At 44.3% G+C, this 23,924-nt stretch carries 16 protein-coding genes and 3 pseudogenes; all 19 read right to left on the bottom strand.

From position 1 onward, the window contains the following. Nucleotides 1-82: 82 nt before the first annotated feature. The 19 genes and pseudogenes from ACZZZW_RS06620 to ACZZZW_RS06530 all read right to left on the bottom strand — a co-directional run bounded on the left by ACZZZW_RS06620 (nucleotide 83) and on the right by ACZZZW_RS06530 (nucleotide 23,912). Nucleotides 83-259, bottom strand: a complete 177-nt coding sequence (locus tag ACZZZW_RS06620; RefSeq protein ID WP_167335378.1) for a DUF2188 domain-containing protein — start codon at nucleotides 257-259, stop codon at nucleotides 83-85. Nucleotides 260-283: 24 nt separating this feature from the next. Continuing rightward, nucleotides 284-970, bottom strand: a complete 687-nt coding sequence (locus ACZZZW_RS06615) for a DUF1345 domain-containing protein (RefSeq protein WP_052266086.1) — start codon at nucleotides 968-970, stop codon at nucleotides 284-286. A gap of 9 nt (nucleotides 971-979) precedes the next feature. Beyond that, complete coding sequence (locus tag ACZZZW_RS06610; protein WP_039474389.1) at nucleotides 980-1,723, bottom strand: ZIP family metal transporter; 744 nt, start codon at nucleotides 1,721-1,723, stop codon at nucleotides 980-982. Next, the gene (locus ACZZZW_RS06605) at nucleotides 1,713-2,366 is read right to left on the bottom strand and encodes a phosphatase PAP2 family protein (RefSeq protein ID WP_039474392.1); all 654 of its coding nucleotides are present in this window, start codon (nucleotides 2,364-2,366) and stop codon (nucleotides 1,713-1,715) included. The genes ACZZZW_RS06610 and ACZZZW_RS06605 overlap by 11 nt, the downstream gene beginning before the upstream one ends. Nucleotides 2,367-2,397: 31 nt before the next feature. Continuing rightward, nucleotides 2,398-3,720, bottom strand: a complete 1,323-nt coding sequence (locus ACZZZW_RS06600) for an NRAMP family divalent metal transporter (RefSeq protein ID WP_039474395.1) — start codon at nucleotides 3,718-3,720, stop codon at nucleotides 2,398-2,400. Nucleotides 3,721-3,723: 3 nt separating this feature from the next. Next, nucleotides 3,724-5,916 carry a heavy metal translocating P-type ATPase gene (locus tag ACZZZW_RS06595; RefSeq protein WP_052266072.1) on the bottom strand — a complete coding sequence of 731 codons (2,193 nt, stop codon included), beginning with the start codon at nucleotides 5,914-5,916 and terminating at the stop codon, nucleotides 3,724-3,726. A gap of 150 nt (nucleotides 5,917-6,066) precedes the next feature. Next, on the bottom strand, nucleotides 6,067-7,299 hold the full coding sequence (locus ACZZZW_RS06590; RefSeq protein WP_039474397.1) for an efflux RND transporter periplasmic adaptor subunit: 1,233 nt from the start codon (nucleotides 7,297-7,299) through the stop codon (nucleotides 6,067-6,069). 10 nt (nucleotides 7,300-7,309) lie between these two features. After that, nucleotides 7,310-11,691, bottom strand: a pseudogene (locus tag ACZZZW_RS06585) (CusA/CzcA family heavy metal efflux RND transporter). A 104-nt stretch (nucleotides 11,692-11,795) separates the two neighbouring features. Beyond that, nucleotides 11,796-12,116, bottom strand: coding sequence for a DUF6660 family protein (locus ACZZZW_RS06580; protein ID WP_131538569.1), 321 nt, complete (start codon nucleotides 12,114-12,116; stop codon nucleotides 11,796-11,798). Nucleotides 12,117-12,906: 790 nt separating this feature from the next. Next, nucleotides 12,907-13,643, bottom strand: a pseudogene (locus ACZZZW_RS06575) (DJ-1/PfpI family protein). A 193-nt stretch (nucleotides 13,644-13,836) separates the two neighbouring features. Beyond that, nucleotides 13,837-14,583 (bottom strand): annotated as a pseudogene (locus ACZZZW_RS06570) (TonB-dependent receptor domain-containing protein); the annotation flags it as partial. Between the two features lie 91 nt (nucleotides 14,584-14,674). Then, a complete protein-coding gene (locus ACZZZW_RS06565; RefSeq protein WP_039474405.1) occupies nucleotides 14,675-15,412 on the bottom strand; it encodes a metallophosphoesterase family protein in 738 nt (245 codons plus the stop codon). A gap of 27 nt (nucleotides 15,413-15,439) precedes the next feature. Then, nucleotides 15,440-16,519, bottom strand: a complete 1,080-nt coding sequence (gene arsB, locus ACZZZW_RS06560; RefSeq protein WP_131538571.1) for an ACR3 family arsenite efflux transporter — start codon at nucleotides 16,517-16,519, stop codon at nucleotides 15,440-15,442. 3 nt (nucleotides 16,520-16,522) lie between these two features. Then, nucleotides 16,523-16,942, bottom strand: a complete 420-nt coding sequence (locus ACZZZW_RS06555; RefSeq protein ID WP_039474411.1) for an arsenate reductase ArsC — start codon at nucleotides 16,940-16,942, stop codon at nucleotides 16,523-16,525. Between the two features lie 4 nt (nucleotides 16,943-16,946). Then, entirely contained in the window at nucleotides 16,947-17,471 is a 525-nt protein-coding gene (locus tag ACZZZW_RS06550) for a GNAT family N-acetyltransferase (protein ID WP_280740760.1), read from the bottom strand. After that, complete coding sequence (locus ACZZZW_RS06545; RefSeq protein ID WP_039474418.1) at nucleotides 17,446-18,015, bottom strand: DUF6428 family protein; 570 nt, start codon at nucleotides 18,013-18,015, stop codon at nucleotides 17,446-17,448. The genes ACZZZW_RS06550 and ACZZZW_RS06545 overlap by 26 nt, the downstream gene beginning before the upstream one ends. A 38-nt stretch (nucleotides 18,016-18,053) precedes the next feature. Beyond that, the gene (locus ACZZZW_RS06540; RefSeq protein ID WP_039474421.1) at nucleotides 18,054-18,383 is read right to left on the bottom strand and encodes an ArsR/SmtB family transcription factor; all 330 of its coding nucleotides are present in this window, start codon (nucleotides 18,381-18,383) and stop codon (nucleotides 18,054-18,056) included. Nucleotides 18,384-18,578: 195 nt separating this feature from the next. Next, entirely contained in the window at nucleotides 18,579-21,116 is a 2,538-nt protein-coding gene (locus ACZZZW_RS06535; RefSeq protein WP_039474424.1) for a heavy metal translocating P-type ATPase, read from the bottom strand. 12 nt (nucleotides 21,117-21,128) lie between these two features. Continuing rightward, nucleotides 21,129-23,912 (bottom strand): multicopper oxidase domain-containing protein, encoded by a 2,784-nt coding sequence (locus tag ACZZZW_RS06530; RefSeq protein ID WP_082018555.1) that lies wholly within the window; start codon nucleotides 23,910-23,912, stop codon nucleotides 21,129-21,131. Between the last annotated feature and the right edge of the window lie 12 nt (nucleotides 23,913-23,924).

Raw genomic sequence — 23,924 nt, 5'->3', positions numbered from 1 at the left:
TTGATTAAATTCTTTTGAATGGCCCGAAGATTTCTGAACTCCTGACCACTTTTTAAATCATATTGTATTTGATCGGTTATTATTACCCCTCAAGGTTCATGAACCATTGCTGAGCCCTGTTGATGGCGACTTCCACTATATGTAGTTCGCTTACTTCTCTTGTATTTTTAAGTTCATTGGCAATCTCTAGTGCTTTCTCTCTCACCCTTGGGTCGAGGTCTTTCATTTCCATCGGAAAATTCTGTTCTGTCCAGGCCATTTTATATATTTTTTGTTGTTTAAATTATTTTTGAACCATGCCCGAGAGCACATTAATTGTTAGGGCCACAATGACCGTATTGAAAGCAAAAGAAAGTACCCCATGCATCCAGGCAAGTCTGCGGATACGTTTGGCGGAAATTTCTACATCGGATACCTGAAAGGTCATTCCAACCACGAAGGCGAAGTAAACAAAGTCCATGTAATCCGGATCTTGCCCGCCAGGAAAGATGAGTCCGCCCGGCTTTTCTACTTTCCCTTTCTTCTCATGGTCGATGTCACAGTAATAAAAATGTGCATATCGCATCGTAAAGACGGTATGGACAAGCCACCACGAGCTGACCACGCAAAGCAGGGGAACGATGATCTCCGTCAACATGCTCTGATCAGTCTTATCAGAATTCTCCCGCAGCAGCATGATAATGGAAAAAAGACTGGCGAAAGCAGCGGCAACGGCAAATAAAAAAATAAATGTTCTGCTTGAATCCTGGGCATGGGCATCGTGTTTGATCTGACTGGGATGAGCGGAACGAATCGTTATCCAGACAAGGATGATGCTCGTGAGCGCATAACTAAGCCATGCAATCATCCACCTGAGCGAATTCTCCAGTTCCACAGCATAGCATATTCCGAGGGCAGTAATGGCAACACCAAGCGAGATGTAAAGCTTATGATGGGCATCGAGTTGGCTGATTTTTTTTACGTTTTGCATTGGCATTGATTAAATGATGAGTCCCAGAACCATAAATAATAGAAATCCGGCGAAAAAGGCGGCTGTGAAAAATGGGGAGTCCTTTTCTTCATGGGCTTCCACCAGCAGTTCCTCAGTAACTAAAAACAATAAGGCTGCGCTGCCAAAGGAGAGCACGAGCTCTAACACTTTTTCTCCTGTAAAATGCAGCATGAAAAAACCACCTGCGGTTCCCAATAAAAAAACGAGTCCAAAAATCAAAAGGATGCGCATCAGCCTGCTTTTGGAACTTCCAAGTTTGGTCAGCCTGGTTCCTACCGCAAGGCCAAGCGAAAGGCATTCCATGGCAAGCGCCAGTGCAAGCAGGGTTCCTTCTTTTGATCCTGCTGCAAATCCGATCCCGAGGAGAAGCCCATCCAGCAACAGGTCAATGCCTACTGCAATTAGCATTCCCCATGGCAAAAGCTTTCCATCATTTGATCCGCCCATTTTAAGTTCAAGCCTGGCGGTATACCATTTGATGACTAGCATGGCCGAAATACCCAGGGTAAAGCCTATTATGATTGCGGTGGTATCATGGATCCTGATCATATCAGGCAAAAGTTCCACTGCAACCACAGAAAAGACCACTCCCGCGGCGAAGTGAAGGATCGTACTCTGCAGCGCGACTGTTGGCTTTTTCCAGGTAACAATCATGCCTCCGATCAATAGCAGAATAACCGGAACGACTGCAAACAGCAGTATATTAACTGATATCAGTTGATTAACCTGCATAGCTCTTTTTTAAATAAAGGTTATAGGCATAAAAGGAAAGATATCCAAGGGCGAGGCTAAAGCCTGCACCGAAAATAATTTCGCTGGGATAGTTCCAGCTATTATAGGCCCTGCTATACATGTAAAGCAAAGCCCAAAGTCCAATCACCCCATTTAGAATCAAATGGCGCCTGCCAAAGAACAGGACCATGAGAATCGCGAGACCTGCTGCAATAGAAGGAATCGGAAGACAACCGTAAAGCTCACCCGCACCATTGATACTGATTTTAAGTTCGGTTTTGAAAGATTGGTCGTATAGGGGCCTCAGATGACCAAAAATCCTATTTAAAGCCGTCAGGCTTCCTATTGAAACCAATAAATAAATAAGAATAAAAATGACTTTTCTTAAGAATCTGACCCGGTCATAAGCGAGTAGCATTAGTAAGAGGAAACAATAAAAGGGTATCCAGAACCAAAAGCTAGCTGACTCCTTTAATACCAGGTCCCAGAAACGAGAATGCTTTTCATTGGCCAGAAAAAGCAGAAGCTCATCTTGGTTTTTAAGATAGCTTAAAATATGGGTATCGGCAAACGTAAACATAGCCATCAGACCTAAAAAAACTAAGCCTGTAATTAGAACCGGAAATGGAATCTTATCTTTCATGTTTTTATCGAAGGTTGTGGCTGCCTGTTATTTATGAGGTAAATTGGAGGTAGATCAGGAATATTGCCGATACTGCCATCAGCAGAAATGTTGCCAGGCCAAGGATATTGGAAATTCTGCCGTTGGTAAATTCTCCCATAACCTTTCGGTTATTGGAAATGTGCAACAATATGGCAATGATCACCGGCGAGGTCACACCATAAAGTATAGCCGTGTAGAGCAGTGCATCCACGGGGCTGATTCCAATATAGTTCATTAGTAAGCCCAGAATTACCGATACAATAATAACTGCGTAGAATGGCTTTGCCTGATTGAACTTCCTGTCCAGGTTGCCTTTCCATCCGAATGTCTCAGAGATGATATAGGACAAGCTTCCGCTGAGTACGGGGATTGCAAGAAACCCTGTTCCGATCACCCCGAGGGCAAAAAGAAGGTAAGATGCTTTCCCTGCAACGGGTTCAAGTGCTTTGGCAGCCTGCTCCACGGTATCGATCTGACGAATACCCTGGTTATACAAAGCAGTTCCGGTAGCCAGGATGGTAAAAAACATAATCATGTTGGAAAGCAACATACCCAGGTTCACGTCCAGCGACATCTTGCTGATGAGTAGTCCGAGGAGTTTGTTTTCTTTTTTCTTATGTTCCTCGCCTGTGAGTTTTTCCCCATTGATACTGACCAGTCTTTTATTGACCATCATCTGCCTTTTTACAGACTTTACATCCTCAGCTTCCATTGCAGTCTGCCAGAAAAAAAGATATGGTGATATGGTCGTTCCCAGAATCGCTACCAACATGCCAATAAACTCCTTGTTCCATTTGATAGTTGGAATAAAGGTAGCCTTCATCACGGCTGCCCAATCGGGCTTGGTAAAAAAGGGAACGATAATATAAAGCATTAGTGTCAGGCACAGATACTTTAACACCGAGACGAATGTTGAATAAGGCAGGTAGATGATAAAAAATAGCAGAATCCCGGTAAACAGCACACTGAAAATTATGGCATGGATACCAGGAAATATAAGATGTGCCACTGCGCCCATTCCAGCGATATCAGCGCCTATGTTTAGCACAATAGCGGGAACACTGAATATAATCATCAGGTACAGTACCCATTTGGGATAGTGGTTTTTAAGCGTAGTGGTCAGGCCGACCGTTGTGATCAGCCCGATCCGAGCACAGATCTCCTGAATTGCTGCCATCAGGGGAAATGTGATGATCACTGTCCAAAGTGTTGCAAGGCCATATTTCGCTCCAGCCTGCGAATAGGTGGCAATACCTGATGGGTCATCGTCACTCGCACCGGTAACGATGCCCGGCCCAAGGGCCTTCAGGAATTTTTTAACCTTTTTAAACATGCTTTATTTTTTCTTCCCTTTTGGAGTTTTCTTATTATAGCTATTATTATAAGCGAGAAGCCTTAGCGCATTGAATACAACAACAAGGGTTGAACCCTCGTGGGCAATCACCGCAGGACCGATTGTGGCGATCCCTGCAATAGTCAAGGGAATCAAAGCACCAACAACGCCAAGGGAAATCCATAGGTTCTGCTTAATGATACCTTTAGCTTTGCGACTGAGTCCGATAGCAAAGGGAAGGCTTTCCAGCTTGTCGCCCATCAGGGCGATATCGGCCGTTTCCAGTGCTACATCAGATCCTGCAGCACCCATAGCGATCCCAACTGTGCTTTTGGCCATGGCTGGAGCATCGTTCACGCCATCCCCCACCATGGCGACCATCTTTTCTGATTTGGCAAGCTTCTGTACCGCCTTCACTTTATCCTCGGGCATCAGGTTCCCCCAGGCCTCGGTTACCCCAATCTGCTTGGCTACCGCCTCGGCAACCTGTTGATTATCACCGGTAAGCATGATCATCTTTTTGATCCCTAGCTCGGAAAGCTCTTTAAGCACATTCTTGGCTTCATCCCTGGGAACGTCCATGAGAGAAAGTATACCAATGAAATTCTTTTCCACTCTGACCAGCATCGAAGTATGTCCACCCTTTTCCAGATCTTCAACCTGCTTTCTGATATCGTCCGGAATGCCATCTTTTTCAAAGAGCGCTTTGTTCCCAATGAATACCTTTTTGCCGTCCACCTCTGCCTGAACGCCCCTACCCGTGATCCCTTTCACGTTATGGGCCTGGGGAAGCGTTTTTTTCTTCATTCGCTCACCTGCCCCCTTAACAATAGCTTCGGCGAGCGGGTGATCGCTTAGTTTCTCTACGGCTATGGAGATAGCCATTAAATCCTGCTCATCAACACCGTTGAGCGGAATGACGTTTGTGAGCTGGGGTTTTCCTTCGGTAAGTGTGCCGGTTTTGTCAAATGCAATGGCATTAAGTGCACCCAGATCCTCGAGAGGTCTGCCGCCTTTTATCAGAACGCCACCACGTGCTGCCCGGGCGACGCCACTGAGCACCGCACTAGGCGTAGAGATTGCCAATGCACATGGGCTTGCGGCCACCAATACCGACATTGCCCTGTAAAAGCTTTTGCTAAACGGTTCATCGATCACCAAAAAGGCAAAACATAGTAGTGCTACCAGCACCAATACTGTTGGAACAAAATATTTTTCGAACTTATCGGTAAAAAGCTGGGTAGGTGATTTTTGTTTTTCCGCCTCGTTGACCATTTTCACCAAACGGGAAATGGTGGAGTCCTTAGCCTCGCGAATGACTTTTACTTCAAGAACCGAAGCGCCGTTTATGGTTCCTGCAAAAACGCGGAATTGCGGCTTAATCTTCTTATCGGTGGTGTAGTCGGTATCGGGGTCAGGAACGGGAGATTTATCTACAGGAACACTTTCCCCTGTGATTGGCGCCTGGTTAACGCTACCTTCCCCCTTCACAACAACCCCATCTGCCGGGATCTTGCTGTTTGGTTTAATGATAATGACATCCCCGAGCTCGAGTTCCTCGATTCTCACTTCGGATTCTTTACCACCTCTGACTACCAGAGCTGTAGGTGGTGCGAGGCTGGTCAAAGCTTCGATACTTTTCCTGGCCTTGCCCATAGCATAATGCTCCAGGGCATGTCCCAAGCTAAATAAAAACAGCAGCAGTGCACCTTCAGCCCATGAACCCAAAATAGCCGCGCCTATTGCTGCAACCAGCATTAAAAAATCAATTTCAAACCCACCTTTCAGTATGGTCTCCACAGCTTCCTTGGCCGTAAAGAAACCACCAAAGAAATAGGCCGTTATGTAGAGCACCAGGCTTGCCCATTCTGGCACACCTTCGATGAAGGAAATCCCAAATCCTGTCCCTAAGGCCACCCCACAGATGATGGCAAAGATCATTTCGGTGTTTTTACCGAAAATCCCGCCATGTTCATGATCTTCGCCTTCTTCATTAGTATGGTCTTTATTTGAATCCTTTTTCTTAGTCGTTTCTTTTTTTCTATTAGGTTGCGTTTCCGGAGTGATGCGTTTTGCAGTTTTACTGTCTTGCTGAGTCTCCTCCTTTTTAACTTCTTTGGCATCCGGACCTTTTTCCCGGATTACGGGCTTTTTGCCAGTTGATTTAGTTTCAGATTTTTTATTCTTGTTTTCCATGTCGGGGTAGATTGATTTAATTGGATATTCAGTGCAAGAACTTGAGGTATACTTATCGCCTTTTTGGGATCATATTTTTCTTTAAAAAGATGCCTCCCTAACGAGGCACCTTATTCAACTGTGTGTACTGAAAAATATCTGTCCGGGAAGCTACTCTTCCTCGCTGTTCTTCATTTTGGACAGGAGATCGTAAGTTCCCTTTAATACGACCTTACCCGCGAAATCTCTTCCAGCGGGCATGGTTACTTCAATATAACCACCATCGGATATTCCTGTTGTCACTTCCACCATTTCGAAATGGTGCACTGTTCCACTGCTTGCCGTTGTAGCCCCGTTCTCCGCTTTCGCAGGTTCATTTGCTTTTTTATCTGCTGTATTTTTGACGAAAATGTATTTTTTACCCTCAAAGTCTACAACCGCTGCAGAAGGCAAGGCGGTAACCTGCATGGTACCGGTCTCGATTAAAGCCTTCAGGTAAGTACCAGGTATAAATCCCGTACTTCCCTGGGCAATCGCGTGAACGGTCACTGTTTTATCGGTATTGATCTCACCGCCCACCAGTTGCACGGTTGCAGTCCGTTGGGTTGAATCATTGGTCAGTGTAAAAAGTACCTTTTGACCTTTTTTGACCATCTGTGCATCCTTCTCAAACACATTTAGCTCGACGTGAAGGTTTGAACTGTTGACGATCTCAAACATTACATCGTTGGGTGCTACAAATTTTCCGGTATTCACGTTTACCTTGGTTACATATCCGCTGATTGGGGAATAGATATTCACCTGACTGCGGATGTTATTGGCGGTGAGCGTAGAGGGGCTGATGTTGATAAGCTGGAGGCGTTGTCTCAACGCATTTTCCCTGGCAAGATTCCCTTGATAAGCTGCTTTTGCCTGCTGCAGGGTCTTTTGTGCATTAACGTTCTGCTGAGCAAGAGTCTGCTGTCTTTTGTATTCTGAATCTGACAGCTCCAGTTGGCTCTTACTTTCAAGGTAGTCCTGCTGCATCTGAACAAATTCCTGGTTTTGAAGTATAGCGATCACCTGGCCCTTACTTACCTTTGTTCCCTGTAATAATGGAGTTGATTTTACGATGCCGCCCATCTGGGTCGTTATGCTAACCAGATTTTGCGGGGGAACGTCTATAAATCCGTTGACTTTGAGCATACCGCTGAGTGCGCGGAGTTCGGGACTTCCAAGTTCTACACCCACAGTCTTGAACTGTGACTGGCTGAGCTCTACAGAATTGCTTTCTTCAGTTGCCGTACTATCCGCAGCGCCTTCCGTTCCAGCGCCATCTTTTTCCTTGCTACCGCAGGAAGAGAGAAGCACCGCTAGTGCGGCTACATAAGATAATCGGCTTAGGATTTTAAATAATTTTTTCATTTTAATATTGTTATTGACCTTTTAGGTACTGTAATGTGTATACGGATTGATTGTATTGGTTGATGGCTTCCAGATAGTTGAAACGGATATCTGAGTAAGTTCTAAGGGCCTGAAGATATTCCACATAACCGATCTCCCCTGCCTGGAAGGCAATTTGAGATTGTTTTAAAATCAAGTTGGCATTTGGAAGGGCACTATTCTTATAATAGGCTATACTTCTGGAATTCTTTTGGAGGTCCTGAAAAGCCTGCTCATACCGCCCGCGCAGGTCAGTTTGGGAGAGGACAAAATCACTTTCTGCTACTTGTTTATCAATCTTTGCCGCCTTTATCCTGGAGGCAAAGGGTTTAAAGAAAAGTGGAATGGATATTCCAGCTGAAACACCCTGAAAACGCTTGCCACCATTGAAATAAAGGTCCTGGCCGCCAACGTTCTGGGCACCAATAATGGATTGATTGAAATAACCAACACTGAAATCGGGACCTGAACGTGAACGTTCCAGCCTGATGGCTTTATCGGCAATTTGAATCTGCTGGGCCTGAAGTGCAAGAATTGGATTTTCAGCGGTTACGGTATCGGTTGGATTGATGTTCCAGGATACCTGAGTAAATTCAGCATTCATAATGCTGATTTGTTCCCGGGTATTAAGTAAACGCTTAAGTTCAGCTGTGTAAGCTAAAATATCAGCTTCGTTTTTGCTCATCTGGTTGCGTACCTCATTGTATTGGGTTTCAGCTGTAGTTTTTTCCAGCAGATTGGTTTCCCCTGCCTGAAACCTTAGTGAGGCCGCTTTCAGGAAATTGCTATATACACTGTCCTGACTGTTGTAAAGTTTTCGAAGGGCAATAAAATACTCCAGCTGGGCGTATACAGTTTTTACCTGGTAGGACAGTTCCCTCTGGGTCACCTGCAGGCTGATCTCCGCTCCCCTGATTTGCGCATCATACAGATTACGCTGGCTTTTAAATAGCCCAGGGTAGGGAATGTTCTGGGATGCTGAGAAGTTATTGTCACGTTTAATGGTATTGATCTGTCCGTACTGTAGTTCGACAGTCGTTTTCCCCAGATCCGTTGAAGATCCGCGGAGTGCCTGTTGACGGCCAATCTGCAGGGTAGAGGACTTGACAGCCTGATTATTGTTCAAAGCGGTGTTCAGAGCCTGTTCGAGGCTCATGCCCTGATTGGGAATGGTCTGCGCTTGCGTCTGAGGAGACATTGAAAGCAGTCCGATGAACATTGCAATGGCAACTACAGTTGTTGGAAGGGCAGTTTTCTTGCTTTTCCAACCTTCAAAATAAGTATAAAGCACGGGAAGTACGATTAGGGTTAATATTGTTGAGGTAATCAATCCACCGATCACGACGGTAGCCAGCGGCTTTTGCACCTCCGCACCTGCTGCGCTTGATATCGCCATGGGAAGAAATCCAAGAGAGGCAACTGTTGCAGTCATCAACACTGGTCGCAAACGTATGGAAGTTCCCTCGAGTACAATATCGCGGATACTGTATTTATTCATTTTCTTGAGCCTGTTGAATTCCGTAATCAGAACAATTCCGTTTAGTACCGCCACCCCAAAGAGCGCAATGAAACCTACGCCTGCTGAGATACTAAAAGGCATTCCCCTTAAAAGAAGGCCAAGTATACCACCAATTGCCGCCATGGGAATAGCCGAGAAGATGAGTATGGATTGTTTCACAGACCCGAAAGAGAAATATAGCAACAGTAGGATCAGTAAAAGCGCTACAGGTACTGCGACAGAGAGTCTTGAGGTTGCTTCCTTCAGGTTTTCAAACTGGCCGCCATAAGTGATATAGTATCCTGCCGGAAGCTTGATCTGCTGATTGATCTTGGATTCAATCTCCGTAACCACACTCTGGATATCCCGACCGCGGACGTTAAGGCCTACGATAATCCTTCGCTTGGTATCTTCCCGCTGAATCTGGTTTGGACCGATCTTGAATTCGATTTGTGCCAGCTGATCCAGTGGTACCTGGTTGCCATTCGGTGCGGTTACGTATACGTTTTTAACATCATCTATCCCTTGACGATTTTGCTGGGAAAGACGCACAACGATATCATAACGCTGTTCACCTTCATAGACTAGCCCGGCGGACTGACCTGCGAATGCCGTGTTAAGAGCTTGGTTGACCGTGCCTACACTCAGCCCATATTGGGCGATGCGATCACGGTTGATTTTTACGACGATCTGCGGAAGACCGGTTGCCTGTTCAAGGTACAGATCCTTTGCTCCTTCCACACCTGAAACGATCTTACCTATCTTTTGGGAAATGCTGGTTAGTGCTTCAAGGTCATCGCCAAAGACCTTTATCCCGATATCCTGTCTTACCCCGGAGATCAGTTCATTTGATCGGAGCTGGATCGGCTGAGAGAAACCAAAGCTAACGCCGGGAACTTCTTCAAGTGCCTTGCTCATCATCTCTGCCAGTTCCTCCCTATCGTGGGTTGTTGTCCAATCTTTTTTATCCTTTAATACAATCGTCAGATCGCAGGCTTCCATGGGCATGGGATCTGTGGGAATTTCTGCTGCACCAACCTTTCCGATCACTTCTTTAACCTCAGGAAATTTTTCAACCAGGATCTTGGACGCCTGATTTACTTTGTCAATGGTCTGTGATAGCGAACTACCGGTCAATAACCGGGTCTCTACCGCGAAATCGCCTTCTTCTAAAGTGGGAATAAACTCTCCTCCCATTTTCGTAAATATGAAAACACTGATGGCCAACAGCACAACAGAGAATGCAACGACTAGAAAACGTCTGTTCAGCGCACCCTTGATCATCGGAGAATACTTACGCTGGAAAAAATCCATCATACGGTCTGAAAAATTCCTTTTATGTGCGCCCTTCTTACTCAAGAAAATAGAAGACACCATCGGCACATAGGTAAGTGATAATATAAAGGCACCCATGATGGCGAATGATACCGTTTGTGCCATCGGTCCGAACATCTTACCTTCAATACCTACCAGGGCAAGAATAGGAAGATAAACGATCAGAATAATGATCTGTCCAAATGCAGCAGCGCTCATCATCCTTACGGCAGATTTTTCAACCTGCTCATTCATCTCGGTTTGGGTATATGCCCTGCCCAATTTGTTTTCCGAAAGTATGTGCATGGTAGCTTCCACGATAATTACCGCGCCATCCACAATGAGTCCGAAATCAATCGCACCAAGGCTCATCAGATTACCCGAGACCCCAAAAAGGTTCATCATAGAAATCGCAAATAGCATGGCAAGCGGGATGACCGATGCAACCACCAGTCCGGCTCTGAAATTCCCAAGGAACAAGACCAGAACGAAAATTACAATTAACGCTCCTTCGATCAGGTTTTTGGCAACCGTGCCCATGGCCCGGTCAACAAGTGCACTTCTGTCCAAGAAAGGTTCAATGGTTACGCCCTGAGGGAGGGTTTTGCCGATACGAGCAATTTTTTCCTTTACCTGTTTAACAACATTGTTTGCATTTGCACCTTTCAGCATCATCACAATGCCTCCGACAGCTTCTCCTTCACCTTGTTTAGTCGCCCGGGTCAGAGCGCCATAGCGGATAGAACTTCCGATCTGCACGGTGGCAATATCATGTATGAGCACGGGTATACCATTTGCATTGTTTTTGACAACGATCTTGTTAATGTCATCGAGATTACCGACCAAGCCCTCACTCCTGATAAAATAAGCATTAGGTTTTTTGTCTATATAAGCCCCCCGGTATTCTGGTTATTTTGTTCAAGCGCAGCAAAAACATCACTGATGCTCAGGTTTAAACTTCTTAGTTTATCGGGATCTAGGGCAATTTCATACTGTTTTAGAAGGCCTCCGAAACTGTTGACCTCGGCAATGCCCGGAGTTCCCAGAAGCTGTCTCCTTACAATCCAGTCCTGTATGCTTCGGAGTTCACGGGCATTGAATTTCTTTTCGAAACCAGGCTTGGCATGGATTACATATTGGTAAATCTCCCCGAGTCCTGTTGATATCGGTGAGATTTCAGGATTGCCAAGTCCTGAGGGAATATTATTTTTGGCTTCAGCTAACTTTTCGTTTACTTGCTGACGGGCCCAATAAATGTCAACATCATCATGGAAAACGATGGTAACTACAGAGAGTCCGAATCTAGAAATGGAACGTACCTGTTCGATCTCAGGTATGGTGGACATGGTCTGTTCTACCGGATAGGAAATGAGTCTTTCTACCTCCTGGGTAGCTAGTGATGGGCTAAGGGTAATGACCTGAACCTGATTATTGGTAATATCGGGTACAGCATCAATAGGAAGTTGTCTTAGGGAATAAATTCCCCATGCGATCAGGCCCAATGTAAACAGTGCTACAACTAGCTTGTTCGCTATGGAAAACTGAATAATTTTTTTCAGCATTATTTGTTTAATTAAGTAAAAAATAAAAAAAACAGATCAACGCAAGAGATTGCCCAGCAAACAATTATGCAGGCAAAAATCAGCATCGAAATGAAAATCGATTTTTAACTTAATTTTGGCGGTTGCCAAACAGATAAAGGCAATGAGATAACCTCTCCCTTGTAAGCCTCATCAAATTCAGTGCTCACAGATGTAGAAATGATGACAAGACTATTGATAAGTAAAACTTCAGATGTTGTATTACAACAAGAACAAACACAGAATGGAGAGCATAAATCGCTGGTTTGATCACTTTTAGAATGTGTGGATACACTCTTTTCAGTAGAAGGAATATTCGACATTTTACCCATAGCAAATATGTCACTGCAAGGCATGCAGCTCATAGATACGATAATGAAGGATAAAAACAGAATATATTTTTTCATTCTGAAAAATTTAAGCAAATATATGCATTTATTTGCAAATACAAATTTTATGTTAAAAAACGAGATAGAAAATTAATGTGCTGTGTCGGGATGCACCCAAAAGGAATTTAAATATTTAATAATTTAATTACTGCGGGCTATCTATGGAGGCAAATAACACGCTTTATCTCTTTATCAACCACCTAAATCAAAACATTTTCTCAAAAAATTGAACTGAAGAAAAACTGATAACTATCAGTTTATTGAAGATAATAGTGAAAATAACCAACTTGTGAGTTTTTTGAGATGGAAAGAAGTAAAAAAAATTTTCGGACAATAAAAGTTAATAAATATAGCGTTAAATATAAAATATCAGATTGCGTTAGTAACGAAGGTCGCTTTTTAAGCTACACGATTAACTTTTGCAATAGGACCCGATAAAACATCAAATATCCAGCCCCTTTACCTATAGGTGTATTATGCGATCTGTGCAAAAAAAATTAAATAATTTATGCGCATCAGTATTTTCATTGCGAGGTTCCGCTCACATTTAAGCTGGTCTATCATTTGCATTGATGGGCTGCGGATTGGCTTGAAAAGGCAAGTGAATAATGTACTTTTTATTTCACTTATTTTAGGATTTAAGACGGAAAACGAATAAAGCAATTTTCCACCTCTCTAAGTCGAGAGGTGAAAATCTATAATTGTTTTTTGTTAATTTATGCCTTAAGACCTAATAGATATAGAGCGTGATTACAATTTGCAGGTCAAAAGCTAAATTTATTACTGGTTGTAAGCTGCTGGATGTTGCTTAAACCTGGAAGCTGCCCGAGCAAAAGCCGTAGATATTACCCTTATAATGGACTGTATCTCTAACACTAGAAGCCACGGCCATCTGACAAACTGGGTCGGCCTTATTATCAATAGCATAGCCAGTTTTCATTGATTGAGGATGCAGTACAGCTTCCATTCCCCCATCGTACATTTCCTTCATGTCCTTTACAACGAAGGGGTCAGTATTATCCGTTCTTCCACCTTTAACTGGTGGCTGGGGATCATATTCCAGATCTAGCATAACCATCTGCGTATATTTTTCGCCCATGATATCCTTTATCACTGCAAGGCTCATGTCGATTCCGGCAGAAACACCTGCGCTGGTCCAGTACTTACCACTTTTTACGTAACGCTTATTTTGAGAACTAATCCCGAACTCATCTTTTAACAATGATTTCCCGTACCAGTGTGTTGTAGCCTGTTGGTTCTTTAATAGTCCTGTTGCGGCAAGTAACCATGCACCGGTACATACGCTGGTTGTGTATTTCGAGCGTTTGTCGATGTTCCTGATCCAAGTCAGCAAGGTAGTATCCTTTGTCAATGAATAGGATCTGTTAAGCCCCCCGGGATGACCAGAATATCAAGTTGCTTGACCTCATTAATGGAACTATCGCATTGCACGCTCATACCGGAAGTATAGATCATTCCCTTATGACGGCCGACGAAGAACACCTTTGCTCCCATCAGTTCACTAAATATATTATATGGACCCATTGCATCCAGCAACGCGTAATTATCATACAGCAGAATACCCACAGTTTTTATCTTTGACTTAGGTGCAGGAAAATCAATCCTTTGCTTTTCTGCACCTTTACCGTCTTGTTTTGTTTCCTTTTTTTTATCTGTGCAAGCTGCCATAATAATTGTCAGCAATGCAGCTAAAATTACTTTCTTCATTTGGATAGAATTAAAATTTTGCGGTAAATGTTGTTCCATAAGTTTTAGGGCTTCCAAGCATGAAGGATCTGAATGAGCCGTAGGCTACATACTTCGCGTTGGATGCGTTTCTCATCCAGCCACTAAGCTCAAATCTCCTAGTCGTAATACCTGTCTTGAAGTTAAAAAGAGTGTATCCTGGCTGGCTCAGGCCGTTAATAAAATCAAAATAAAACCTGCCCAAGTATCGATACTCTCCCCTGCCAAAAACAGATAGCCCTGGTTTACTTCTGGCAAAATTGTAGGTATATTGTGCAGCAAGCATAGAACTAAGGGGTGGAGTATTAATTGGCTGGTTTCCCTTGAAGTTAACCACTGCATTTTGATCTGCACTATAAAGTAACAGCGAGGAATAACGTGCGCGGGAAAAGCTTGCATTCCAGTCGATCTGCAAGCCTTTAACAGGCAACGCAGTAAGTTCCAGTTCCAGACCCTTATTTCGCATCTCACCCACATTTAAGATGAGTGCGTTGATGCCATCCATTGCAGTACTAATCTGCTGATTGTGCTGTTCTAGATAAAATGCAGTCAGGTTAAGCTTTAGCTTGTGATCAAAGAACATATTCTTCCAACCGATCTCAAAGTTGTCTGAATTCTCCGGTGCATAAGGAACCTGAGCCGGATCGGTAGCATTTGTATTCAATCCCCCGGCACGGAAACCTCGTGCATAGCTTCCATATAAGAGCATGTCCTGGTCTAATTTATAGCTCAAAACAAATTTTGGGGTAAGGCTTAATACATCCGTTTACCAAGAATTTGCCAATGTCTTCTAATTTTTGCAAAAATAAGGTTCGGTATATCCCTTATGCCTATTTTGCAAGCCTCAAGGCATCAGCGAACTCATCGGGGAGGGGGCTGTTTATGATAGCTATGGCGGATGCTTCCACATCGTACTCAACACGTCTGAATTCAATTTCGATACTATTTTTATCGGTTGTGGAACTGCCTGCATTTAAGTGAACTATAACGTAACATCCCTTTAGGTCACCGTCTTTAGGCTTTCCGACGGATCCCAGGTTGATCAAATGTTTAAGCCGTCCATCTCGTGTCTCTAAGATTCGGTGATACGGTTTATGGGAGTGCCCGACAAAAAGCAGATCTGCCTCAGCTTCTTTAAGCATTTCCAAAACATAGTCTGCATCTGTGTCTATCAGGATATATTCATCTATGCTCCTGGTACTGCCGTGCGCAAAAACAAGGTTTAGTTTTTCACCGTTCAGTTTATATTCTAACCTGATATGTGCCGGAAGCGTTGTCAGATATTCCCTGTTATCCTCACGAATCAGGTGATAAGCATATTTTTTTTCCGGTTCATTTAAACTTTCAGGAGTGGTAATGATATTTTCAACTTTTTCGTCATGGTTGCCTTTTAAGGTTGCAATCCCTCTTCTGCGGATTTCATCAATGACTTCATTGGGATAGATATGGTAGCCTACAAGATCCCCCAGACAATATACGGCATCGGGCTTTTGGCTGTCCATATCTTGCAGCATGGCTTCAAAAGCGGGGAAATTGGCATGGACGTCAGAAAATAATGCAATTCTCATATCTGAAAAGGTGTTTAGAATTGTTTGTTAGTTAGTAGCCTCTGTTGTGGTATAATATTTTTTCCTGAACCAGAAGGCCAGATTAACCAAGGCAATCAATGCGGGTACTTCCACCAAAGGTCCGATTACTCCGGCAAATGCCTGTCCCGAATTGATTCCAAACACACCAATGGCCACGGCGATCGCCAGTTCAAAATTGTTACCAGTGGCAGTAAAGGCAATGGAAGTACTTCTAGAATAATCTGCCCCGAAATACCTGCCTGCAAAAAAGCTGACGATGAACATGATAGAGAAATAGATCACCAGCGGTATGGCAATACGAACCACGTCCATTGGTATCTGTACGATCAGGTTACCTTTCAGGCTGAACATAATGACAATGGTAAACAGCAAAGCGATCAGGGTTATAGGAGATATAAATGGGATAAACCTGTTCTGGAACCAGTCTTCACCTTTGAGTTTGATCAGTGCATATCTGCTGATAACACCCATTGCAAATGGCAATCCTAAATAAATGCCCACGCTTTTTGCGATCTCACCAATGGTTATATTTACCTCAAGGCTTTTCAGGCCAAAGAAAGGTGGCAATACGGTAATGAATATATAGGCAAACACGCTGTATAACAATACCTGGAAGATGCTGTTCAATGCGATCAGGCCAGCGGCATATTCGCGGTTACCTTCTGCCAGCTCGTTCCATACCACCACCATGGCGATACAACGTGCTAGCCCGATCAGGATCAGGCCAACCATATATTCAGGATAGTCCCTTAAAAAAGTAATGGCCAGAAAGAACATCAACAGCGGACCGACCACCCAGTTCAGCACCAGGGAAACGCTCAACACTTTGGTATCCTTAAACACTTCGCCCATATTTTCATATTTTACCTTGGCAAGTGGCGGGTACATCATCAGGATCAGGCCGATGGCCAGTGGGATGTTGGTTGTACCGCTGGAAAAGGAATTGATAAAACCGGAAGATGATGGGATAAAATAGCCGATGCCAACCCCTATCGCCATCGCGATAAAGATCCATAGGGTCAGGTAACGGTCAAGGAATCCCAGTTTTTTTCGTTCTTCAACGGGGGCACAATTGTTTGCACTCATGGTTTATCTGTTTATATACTGGTTTACAAAATCTGCTGAATAGGCTTTGATCAGCTCACGTACCCTTCTGAATTCGTCCATCATTTCCTCTGGCGTTCCTGTAGCCTTTGCAGGGTCAGGGAAATTCTTGTGGAAACGGTCTACTTTTCCCGGAAAGAAAGGACAGGCTTCATTGGCATTATCGCAAACAGTGATTACTGCATCAAAATCAATTCCGCCATATTCATCTACATGGTTCGAGGTATGTCCCGAAATATCGATATGATCTTCTGCCATGACTGCGATAGCTTTTGGATTTACGCCATGTGTTTCAATCCCTGCGCTGTATATTTCCACCTGATCTCCGGCAAAATGCCTTAAATAACCTTCTGCCAACTGGCTTCTACAGCTGTTTCCTGTGCAGAGTACTAATATTTTTTTCATGTTTTTATTCTTGTCCTATTATTTTACTTCTTCGTTCCATCAGCACTGTATCCCGCCATACCCCGTCCATCTTGCCGATCTTTTCGCGATAACCGATTTCTCTAAAACCAAGCTTTTCGTGCAGGGCGATACTACCCGTATTTTCAGGAAAGATGCCTGATTGCAGCGTCCAGATGTTACTGGCCTCACTTTCGGTAACCAGCTTTTGCAATAGCGCCCCACCTATCCCTTTACCTCGATAGCCTTCATGTATATAAACGCTCACTTCTGTTACCCCTGCATAGACACATCTGCCTGAAACAGGGGTTAAAGCTGCCCAGCCTGCCACGTTACCATCAATGATAGCAACATAGCGGAGACCAGCCAGGTGGCCTTTGTCCCATTCTTCCCATGCCGGGGCATCGGTCTGAAAGGTAGCCTGCTTAGTGGCGATACCTTGTAGATAAATAATTCTAACCTCTTCCCAGTGCAAGGGGAGTAATTCTATAATTTCCATACGCTGATTAGCAGCAGCCCGAACCGGGTTCACAGGTCTGTCCCGCCCCAGCAAGGTTTACCATCTGTAATTTTGGTTTTTCTTCTTTCACCGCTGGTGCACAGCATTCTTCCCCTGTTTCTGTTGTTCCACAACTTCCCCCACGTCCGATTGCTTTGCACTGCGTAAAATCAGGGATCAGGTTAACGATCAGGTTATCGCCATCGATCAAAAATTCGCCGGGATACATCTGTCTGGTATCAAACTGTGAGTTTCCAAACTCTATCTTAACGGTTCCCAGGGGGTTAAGTGGTAAAGATTTTTCTACCAGACTTACAATCGACAACGCTTTGCTAACCTGCATGGCCCTTTCGCTTTCCTGTACGGATGGCTCCCAAAGCTGTACGATAATTTCTGTCCAGGTATTCATTTTTCCTCCGCAATCCACAGATACGATCGGTGCCTGTTTGATTTCGGTAATATGGTATGAAGCGTCTACCCACTTACCTTCCGCATACTGGAATTGAAGGATCAGTTCTGGATGTTGTTCTAATGTGGCTTTGAATGTTTGCCAGTTAGTCAATTCTGCATTGTTCATAATATTGCAATTTAACGATTGATATAAATAAAAAAAGGTTAGCAGCAGCTGGTTTCGCCTTTGTACGAGCCAAAGAATGTACCCAACTGTTCTTCCAATAATTTCCAGGTTTTAGGGTTGATACAATAGCAGACACTCACGCCTTCGATCGTTCCCTGAATGATCCCGGCTGTTTTAAGTTCTTTAAGGTGTTGCGAAATGGTTGCCTGTGCTAAGCCCAATTCCTCTACCAGATCCCCGCAGATACAGGTATTGGATATAAGGATCCTTTGCAGGATGGCGATGCGGGCAGGATGCGCAATTGCTTTCAGCAGTGTGGAAAGCTGGTTCTGCTCGTCGGTGAATATTTCTGATCTTGTAAGTCCCATAATTTTATATCGCAATATTACGATATAAAATCAATAACCCAAAATTAATTTGATTTTTATTTGTGCTGACTAGAAAATCAAAAAGCTGCATTTTACGTTTTCATCCGCTTGAAAAAACCAAAGCCTGCGATCTATTAGGTACTTCAATAACGTCCATCGGTAACAGCATCTACCTTATTTCTTAATTAAAAAATATCAGTCGATTTTGGCATTTCTCAATCTCAGGGAATTTAATATAACTGAAACCGAGCTAAAGCTCATCGCGAGTGCAGCGATCATTGGAGAAAGTAAAATTCCAAAAAACGGATATAAAATACCTGCCGCTATCGGAATGCCCAATATATTGTATCCCAGGGCAAAAAACAGGTTTCCTTTGATATTTGCCATAACGTTATGGCTTAACAACCTTGCTTTTGCGATCCCGTTTAAATCTCCCTTCACCAATGTAATCGCGGCGCTCTGGATCGCTACATCCGTTCCCGTGCCCATCGCAATCCCGATATCAGCCTGGGAAAGTGCAGGGGCATCATTGATGCCGTCACCTGCCATGGCTACCTTTTTGCCTTGGGCCTGTAGTTTTTTTATTTCATTCAGCTTATCTTCCGGTAACATCTGAGCTTTGAAACCATCCAGATTTAAAGTTGAGCTTACTGCCCTCGCTGTATCCTCATTGTCTCCGGTAAACATAATCACCTTGATGCCTTCCTGCTGGAGCTTTAGAATCGCAGCTGCGCTGGAAGGCTTGATCTTATCCGAAATCACGACAAACCCCACTGCCTGATTTTCAACCGCCAAATAAGAAACTGTTTTACCCTGCCTTTGAGCGGCACTAACCTGCTCGGCCAGACTTGGATCAATCACCGCTTTAACATGCTCCATCAGTTTTTGGTTCCCCAAAGCCAGTCTTTCCCCATTCAGACTGCCTGTTACTCCCTTCCCGGTAACGGCCTCAAAGTCAGATATAGCCTTAACGGATATTTCGTTTTCCTCCCCATAACGCAAAGTTGCCTGAGCCAATGGATGTTCGCTGCTGCTGTTCAAAGCCACAATTTTTTCGAGTATATTCTTCTGAGAAAAATCTGGATTTACACTGACCACCTTTTCTACCGAAGGTTTACCTTCTGTAACCGTACCCGTCTTGTCGATGACCGCTACATCAATCGCATTCATTTTCTCAAGGGATTCCGCATTTTTGATCAGTATCCCAGACTGGGCGCCCTTCCCTACTCCCACCATTACGGACATTGGGGTAGCCAGGCCCAGCGCACATGGACATGCAATAATCAATACCGCGATTGCATTTACAAAAGCATAAACGTAGGCTGGATCGGGGCCGTATACTGCCCACACCACGAACGTTGCGATGGAAATCAATACCACAACAGGCACGAAATAACCTGAGATTTTATCCGCCATCTTTTGGATGGGCGCTTTTGAGCGGCTGGCGGAATTGACCATTTCGATGATCTGTGACAGCAGTGTTTCTGAGCCCACTTTTTCGGCAAGCATCACAAAAGTCTTATTGCCGTTGATGGTGCCTGAACTTACCTTGTCGCCTATTTTTTTCTCAACAGGAACGGGTTCTCCTGTGATCATTGATTCATCAATTATAGCTTCCCCGGTCTTAATACTACCATCCACCGCAATTTTGTCACCAGGCTTGACCCTCAGCAGATCTCCTTTCTGAATATCATCAATAGATACTGATATTTCCTTGTCCCCAACCACTTTTGTTGCTGAATTAGGGGCCAGCTTCAACAGCTCCTTAATGGCGCTGTTGGTTTTGCCATGCGCCCGGGCTTCCAAAAGCTGACCGAGCAGTACCAGCGTAAGAATCACGGTTGCCGCCTCAAAATAAACGAAAACGGTGCCATGATGTGTTTTAAACTGATCAGGAAAAACTCCGGGGAATAGAAGGGCAACAATACTGAAGCCCCAGGCAACCCCGGCACCAATCCCAATCAGTGTAAACATGTTCAGTTTCCAGGTTATTATAGATTGCCATGCCCGCTGAAAGAACATCCAGGTTGCATAAAAGACCACCGGAATAGAAAGAAAAAACTGAACCCAATTCCAGTATTTAAGTTCCAATAGATCAAACAATGGATTATTTGGAATCATTTCAGTCATGGCTATAACAAAAATGGGTATGGTAAAACCTGCTGCTATCTTGAACTTTTTGAGCAGGGTTTCATAAGTTTTATCTTCTTCTTCAAGGTTTGTCCCAGTAGGCACCAGGTCCATTCCGCAGAGCGGACATGATCCTGATTTGTCCCTGATAATCTCGGGATGCATGGGGCAGGTAAATTGAGATGCCTGTTTCTTGGCAGGCTGTTTTACCAGGTCCATCCCGCATACAGGGCAGTGACCTGGCTTATCATAAGTCTTCTGACTTTCACAGTGCATAGGACAATAAAACAGGCCTCCCTCTTCATTTTTATCATCATTTTGAGCCGCGGGACTTTGCTCATTGGCTGAATGATCCTGATTATGATGTTCTGACGAATTTAGAACATGTTTTCCCTGAACTGCCATTTCAATACCATAATGTCCGGCGGCAGAAAGAGCCTCCTGCAGCTTTTCTATGGGGATATGTTCTTGCATAGTTATGACGGCTTCAGCAGGTTCAAGGGTTACCTGTGCAGAAACGCCATCAATCGCATTCAGCACATTTTCAACTTTGCTCCGACAGCCCTGACAGCTCATTCCGGTTATTTTATAGGTGTGTTCCATGTTTTTGATTTGTTAGTAGCTTAATGTCAATCCGGCGCCATAGCCCATATCACTGTCGTAATGTGTTGAAAGCCCAAAGTACTTCGTAACGATGTACCTGAATCCGGCCATATATTCCTTATCGGTATTGACCATAAACTGGAAGCGCAGTCTTTTGGAAACAGGGATATCTTCCCTCATCAGCTGAAACCTGACATTCCCCTTGTGATCGAGGGAAGCATCTGCAACGATCAACAGCGGTAGGGTATATTGAACTCCCAAATGAAATACCTGCCTGAAATTTTTGGTATTTCCCTGCCCGAAAAGATTGTTTCCCGGCGAAAGTGATTGCCCGAAAACATTCTTGTCCAAGGGATCAACCGTTCTTTTTCTAAAATCCCATCCGACATAGGGCAATAGCCATTGGTTTCGCCCGATATATCTTCCAAAATGACTTTCACTTTCATAGCCCATTTCCTTGTCAAACCCAATCCGCCATTCAGTGGTAAAGCGGTAACGGGTATTGGCGAGCATAAACTCACCATCACTTCCGTTTGTTTCAATCCCAACCCGTGCCATTGGATGAAATGCCCTGTCATCACTGAAAAGTTTTCGCTGTGCCAGCTTGGGGTCCGGAATTTCGGGATTAGGCGGAGAATTCTCATAACTGAATACCCTTCCCATACCGCTCATCATATGGTAGAGAATATGGCAGTGGAAGAACCAGTCGCCTCCTGGCTCTGTTGCTGCAAATTCAAGGGTATCCCGCTCCATGGGCATGATGTCGATAATGTTCTTCATTGGGGCATATTCTCCCTGCCGGTTAATTACCCTGAAGTCATGGCCGTGAAGGTGCATAGGATGGCGCATCATACTGTTGTTGTAAAGGATTATCCTAACATTTTCGCCCTTTTTTATCAGTATCTTATCGCTTTCAGAAACAGTTTTGTTATCCAGCGTCCAGACGTAACGGTTCATATTTCCCGTAAGGTCAAACTTGAGTTCCTTCCATGGGCCTTTTGGCAGGGTTGTTTTCTTTGGATCTCGAAGCATATTATAGTTCAGAGTAACGATATCGGCGGTTTCTGCCTCCATATTCATCCCTGCCATGGTCTTGTCAACAGACATCTGCATACCCGGCATCCCTTTCATTTTTTTCTCTGTTTTCGGATTTTCTTCGCCGGTTACCTCCGGGTACATCACCGTATTCATATCCATAAGCTGGTTCTGCATCTTCATGCCTTCCATCTGTACCATATTGCCGCTCATATCCATCATATCGTTCATCATCTTCATTCCGGCAAAATATTTCAGTTTGGGCATTTTCTCTGCATGCACCTTTTCTCCCTTGCCCAGCCATAGCGATGCTGATCCCGTACGGTCTTCAGGAGTGACCAAAAATTCATAGCTCTTATTTTCCGGAATCGTGACCACTACATCATAGGTTTCGGAAACCGCTATAATCAGCCTGTCGACCTCTACAGGCTCCACATCATTTCCATCAGTCGCCACAACGGTAATCTTGCCCCCTGCATATTTAAGCCAGAAATAATCTGAGGCACCCCCATTTGCAATACGCAGCCTTACCTTGTCCCCAGCCTTGAACTGCGGCTGTTCGTTCTGATTTTTCCCATTGATGAGAAAGGCTTCATAATACACATCGCTCACATCCATGGCATTCATGCGCTTCCATTCATTGGCTACCTTTGTTTTAAAATGTCCGGTCCTGATCGCTTCTGCATAACTCTGGGTAGTCCCTTTTTTGATTGCAAACCAGTCGTTGGCATTTTTCAGGCTTCTATGAACCTCCTCGGGCTTCATATCTGTCCATTCGCTAATGACTACTGGAAGGGTTGGAATATCCCACTCCGTACGTTTGTTCATTATAAATGCCCCATACATACCTATCTGTTCCTGAAGGCCGCTATGGCTGTGGTACCAGTGCGTTCCATGCTGGACGATGGGGAACTTATAGATGTAAGTAGCGTGCGGTTTGATCGGCATTTGGGTCAGAAAAGGAACACCGTCCATCTTGTTCGGAAGAAAAAGTCCGTGCCAGTGCAGTGCGGTTTCCTCGTCAAGATTATTATGCACGTAGATCAGTGCGGTATCGCCTTGCGTAAAGGTCAGTGTCGGCATAGGAATCTGTCCGTTTACCGCAATTGCCCGCTTTGATTTTTTTCCATAAGTTACCGTTGTATCGGCTATGTAAAGATCATAACGCACGGTGCGTGGCGGAAATTTATTCGAAACGGTTCTAATCGGGCCCAAATTAGCCTTTGCAGTTTTGATATTTTCCATGTCAGAACCGTTATCATCCATTGCCATGCCCGCCATATCACCCATATCCTCACTCTTTTTGGAACTTTCCTTTATTTCCCCATTCTTCTCAGGGTTAGCCTTGGGCTTTTCCTTAACAAGCTTCATCCCACATTTGGGACAGTTGCCAGGTTTGGAATCATGGATCTCGGGGTGCATTGGGCAGGTATAGGTTACTGATTCTGGTTTCGGCTTACTTTCCAATTTTTCTGCCGGCATTTTCATGACTTCCATAGCCCCCTTTTTTGCTTCCTGTTTCTTATTGAGTAGATCAGCTGTCTTTGCCTTATCCGCTTTACCTTTCTGCAGGATAAGCTTCATTCCGCACTTTGGACAGTTCCCGGGTTTTTCCGATTGTATTTCCGGGTGCATCACACAGGTATAGATCACCCTGGACTGACCAGCACTGCCGTTCTTGTCCGTTTTCATTCCCTTCATATCCTGGGCGGAAACCACAGAATAGAGTATCAATAAAAAGACTGTTAATATATTTTTCATTTCTTTGTTAAT

The sequence above is a fragment of the Pedobacter sp. AC379 genome, assembly GCF_979258145.1.
This window is presented reverse-complemented; position numbering and strand designations above follow the sequence as displayed.

Excerpts from the sequence above, each read along its gene's own strand:
- ACZZZW_RS06590 (WP_039474397.1), bottom strand. The coding sequence starts at position 7,299 with ATGAAAAAATTATTTAAAATCCTAAGCCGATTATCTTATGTAGCCGCA.
- ACZZZW_RS06555 (WP_039474411.1), bottom strand. The coding sequence starts at position 16,942 with ATGAAAAAAATATTAGTACTCTGCACAGGAAACAGCTGTAGAAGCCAG.
- ACZZZW_RS06565 (WP_039474405.1), bottom strand. The coding sequence starts at position 15,412 with ATGAGAATTGCATTATTTTCTGACGTCCATGCCAATTTCCCCGCTTTT.
- ACZZZW_RS06600 (WP_039474395.1), bottom strand. The coding sequence starts at position 3,720 with ATGTTTAAAAAGGTTAAAAAATTCCTGAAGGCCCTTGGGCCGGGCATC.
- ACZZZW_RS06620 (WP_167335378.1), bottom strand. The coding sequence starts at position 259 with ATGGCCTGGACAGAACAGAATTTTCCGATGGAAATGAAAGACCTCGAC.
- ACZZZW_RS06605 (WP_039474392.1), bottom strand. The coding sequence starts at position 2,366 with ATGAAAGATAAGATTCCATTTCCGGTTCTAATTACAGGCTTAGTTTTT.
- ACZZZW_RS06545 (WP_039474418.1), bottom strand. The coding sequence starts at position 18,015 with ATGAACAATGCAGAATTGACTAACTGGCAAACATTCAAAGCCACATTA.
- ACZZZW_RS06535 (WP_039474424.1), bottom strand. The coding sequence starts at position 21,116 with ATGGAACACACCTATAAAATAACCGGAATGAGCTGTCAGGGCTGTCGG.
- ACZZZW_RS06540 (WP_039474421.1), bottom strand. The coding sequence starts at position 18,383 with ATGGGACTTACAAGATCAGAAATATTCACCGACGAGCAGAACCAGCTT.
- arsB (WP_131538571.1), bottom strand. The coding sequence starts at position 16,519 with ATGAGTGCAAACAATTGTGCCCCCGTTGAAGAACGAAAAAAACTGGGA.
- ACZZZW_RS06595 (WP_052266072.1), bottom strand. The coding sequence starts at position 5,916 with ATGGAAAACAAGAATAAAAAATCTGAAACTAAATCAACTGGCAAAAAG.
- ACZZZW_RS06580 (WP_131538569.1), bottom strand. The coding sequence starts at position 12,116 with ATGAAAAAATATATTCTGTTTTTATCCTTCATTATCGTATCTATGAGC.
- ACZZZW_RS06610 (WP_039474389.1), bottom strand. The coding sequence starts at position 1,723 with ATGCAGGTTAATCAACTGATATCAGTTAATATACTGCTGTTTGCAGTC.
- ACZZZW_RS06530 (WP_082018555.1), bottom strand. The coding sequence starts at position 23,912 with ATGAAAAATATATTAACAGTCTTTTTATTGATACTCTATTCTGTGGTT.
- ACZZZW_RS06615 (WP_052266086.1), bottom strand. The coding sequence starts at position 970 with ATGCAAAACGTAAAAAAAATCAGCCAACTCGATGCCCATCATAAGCTT.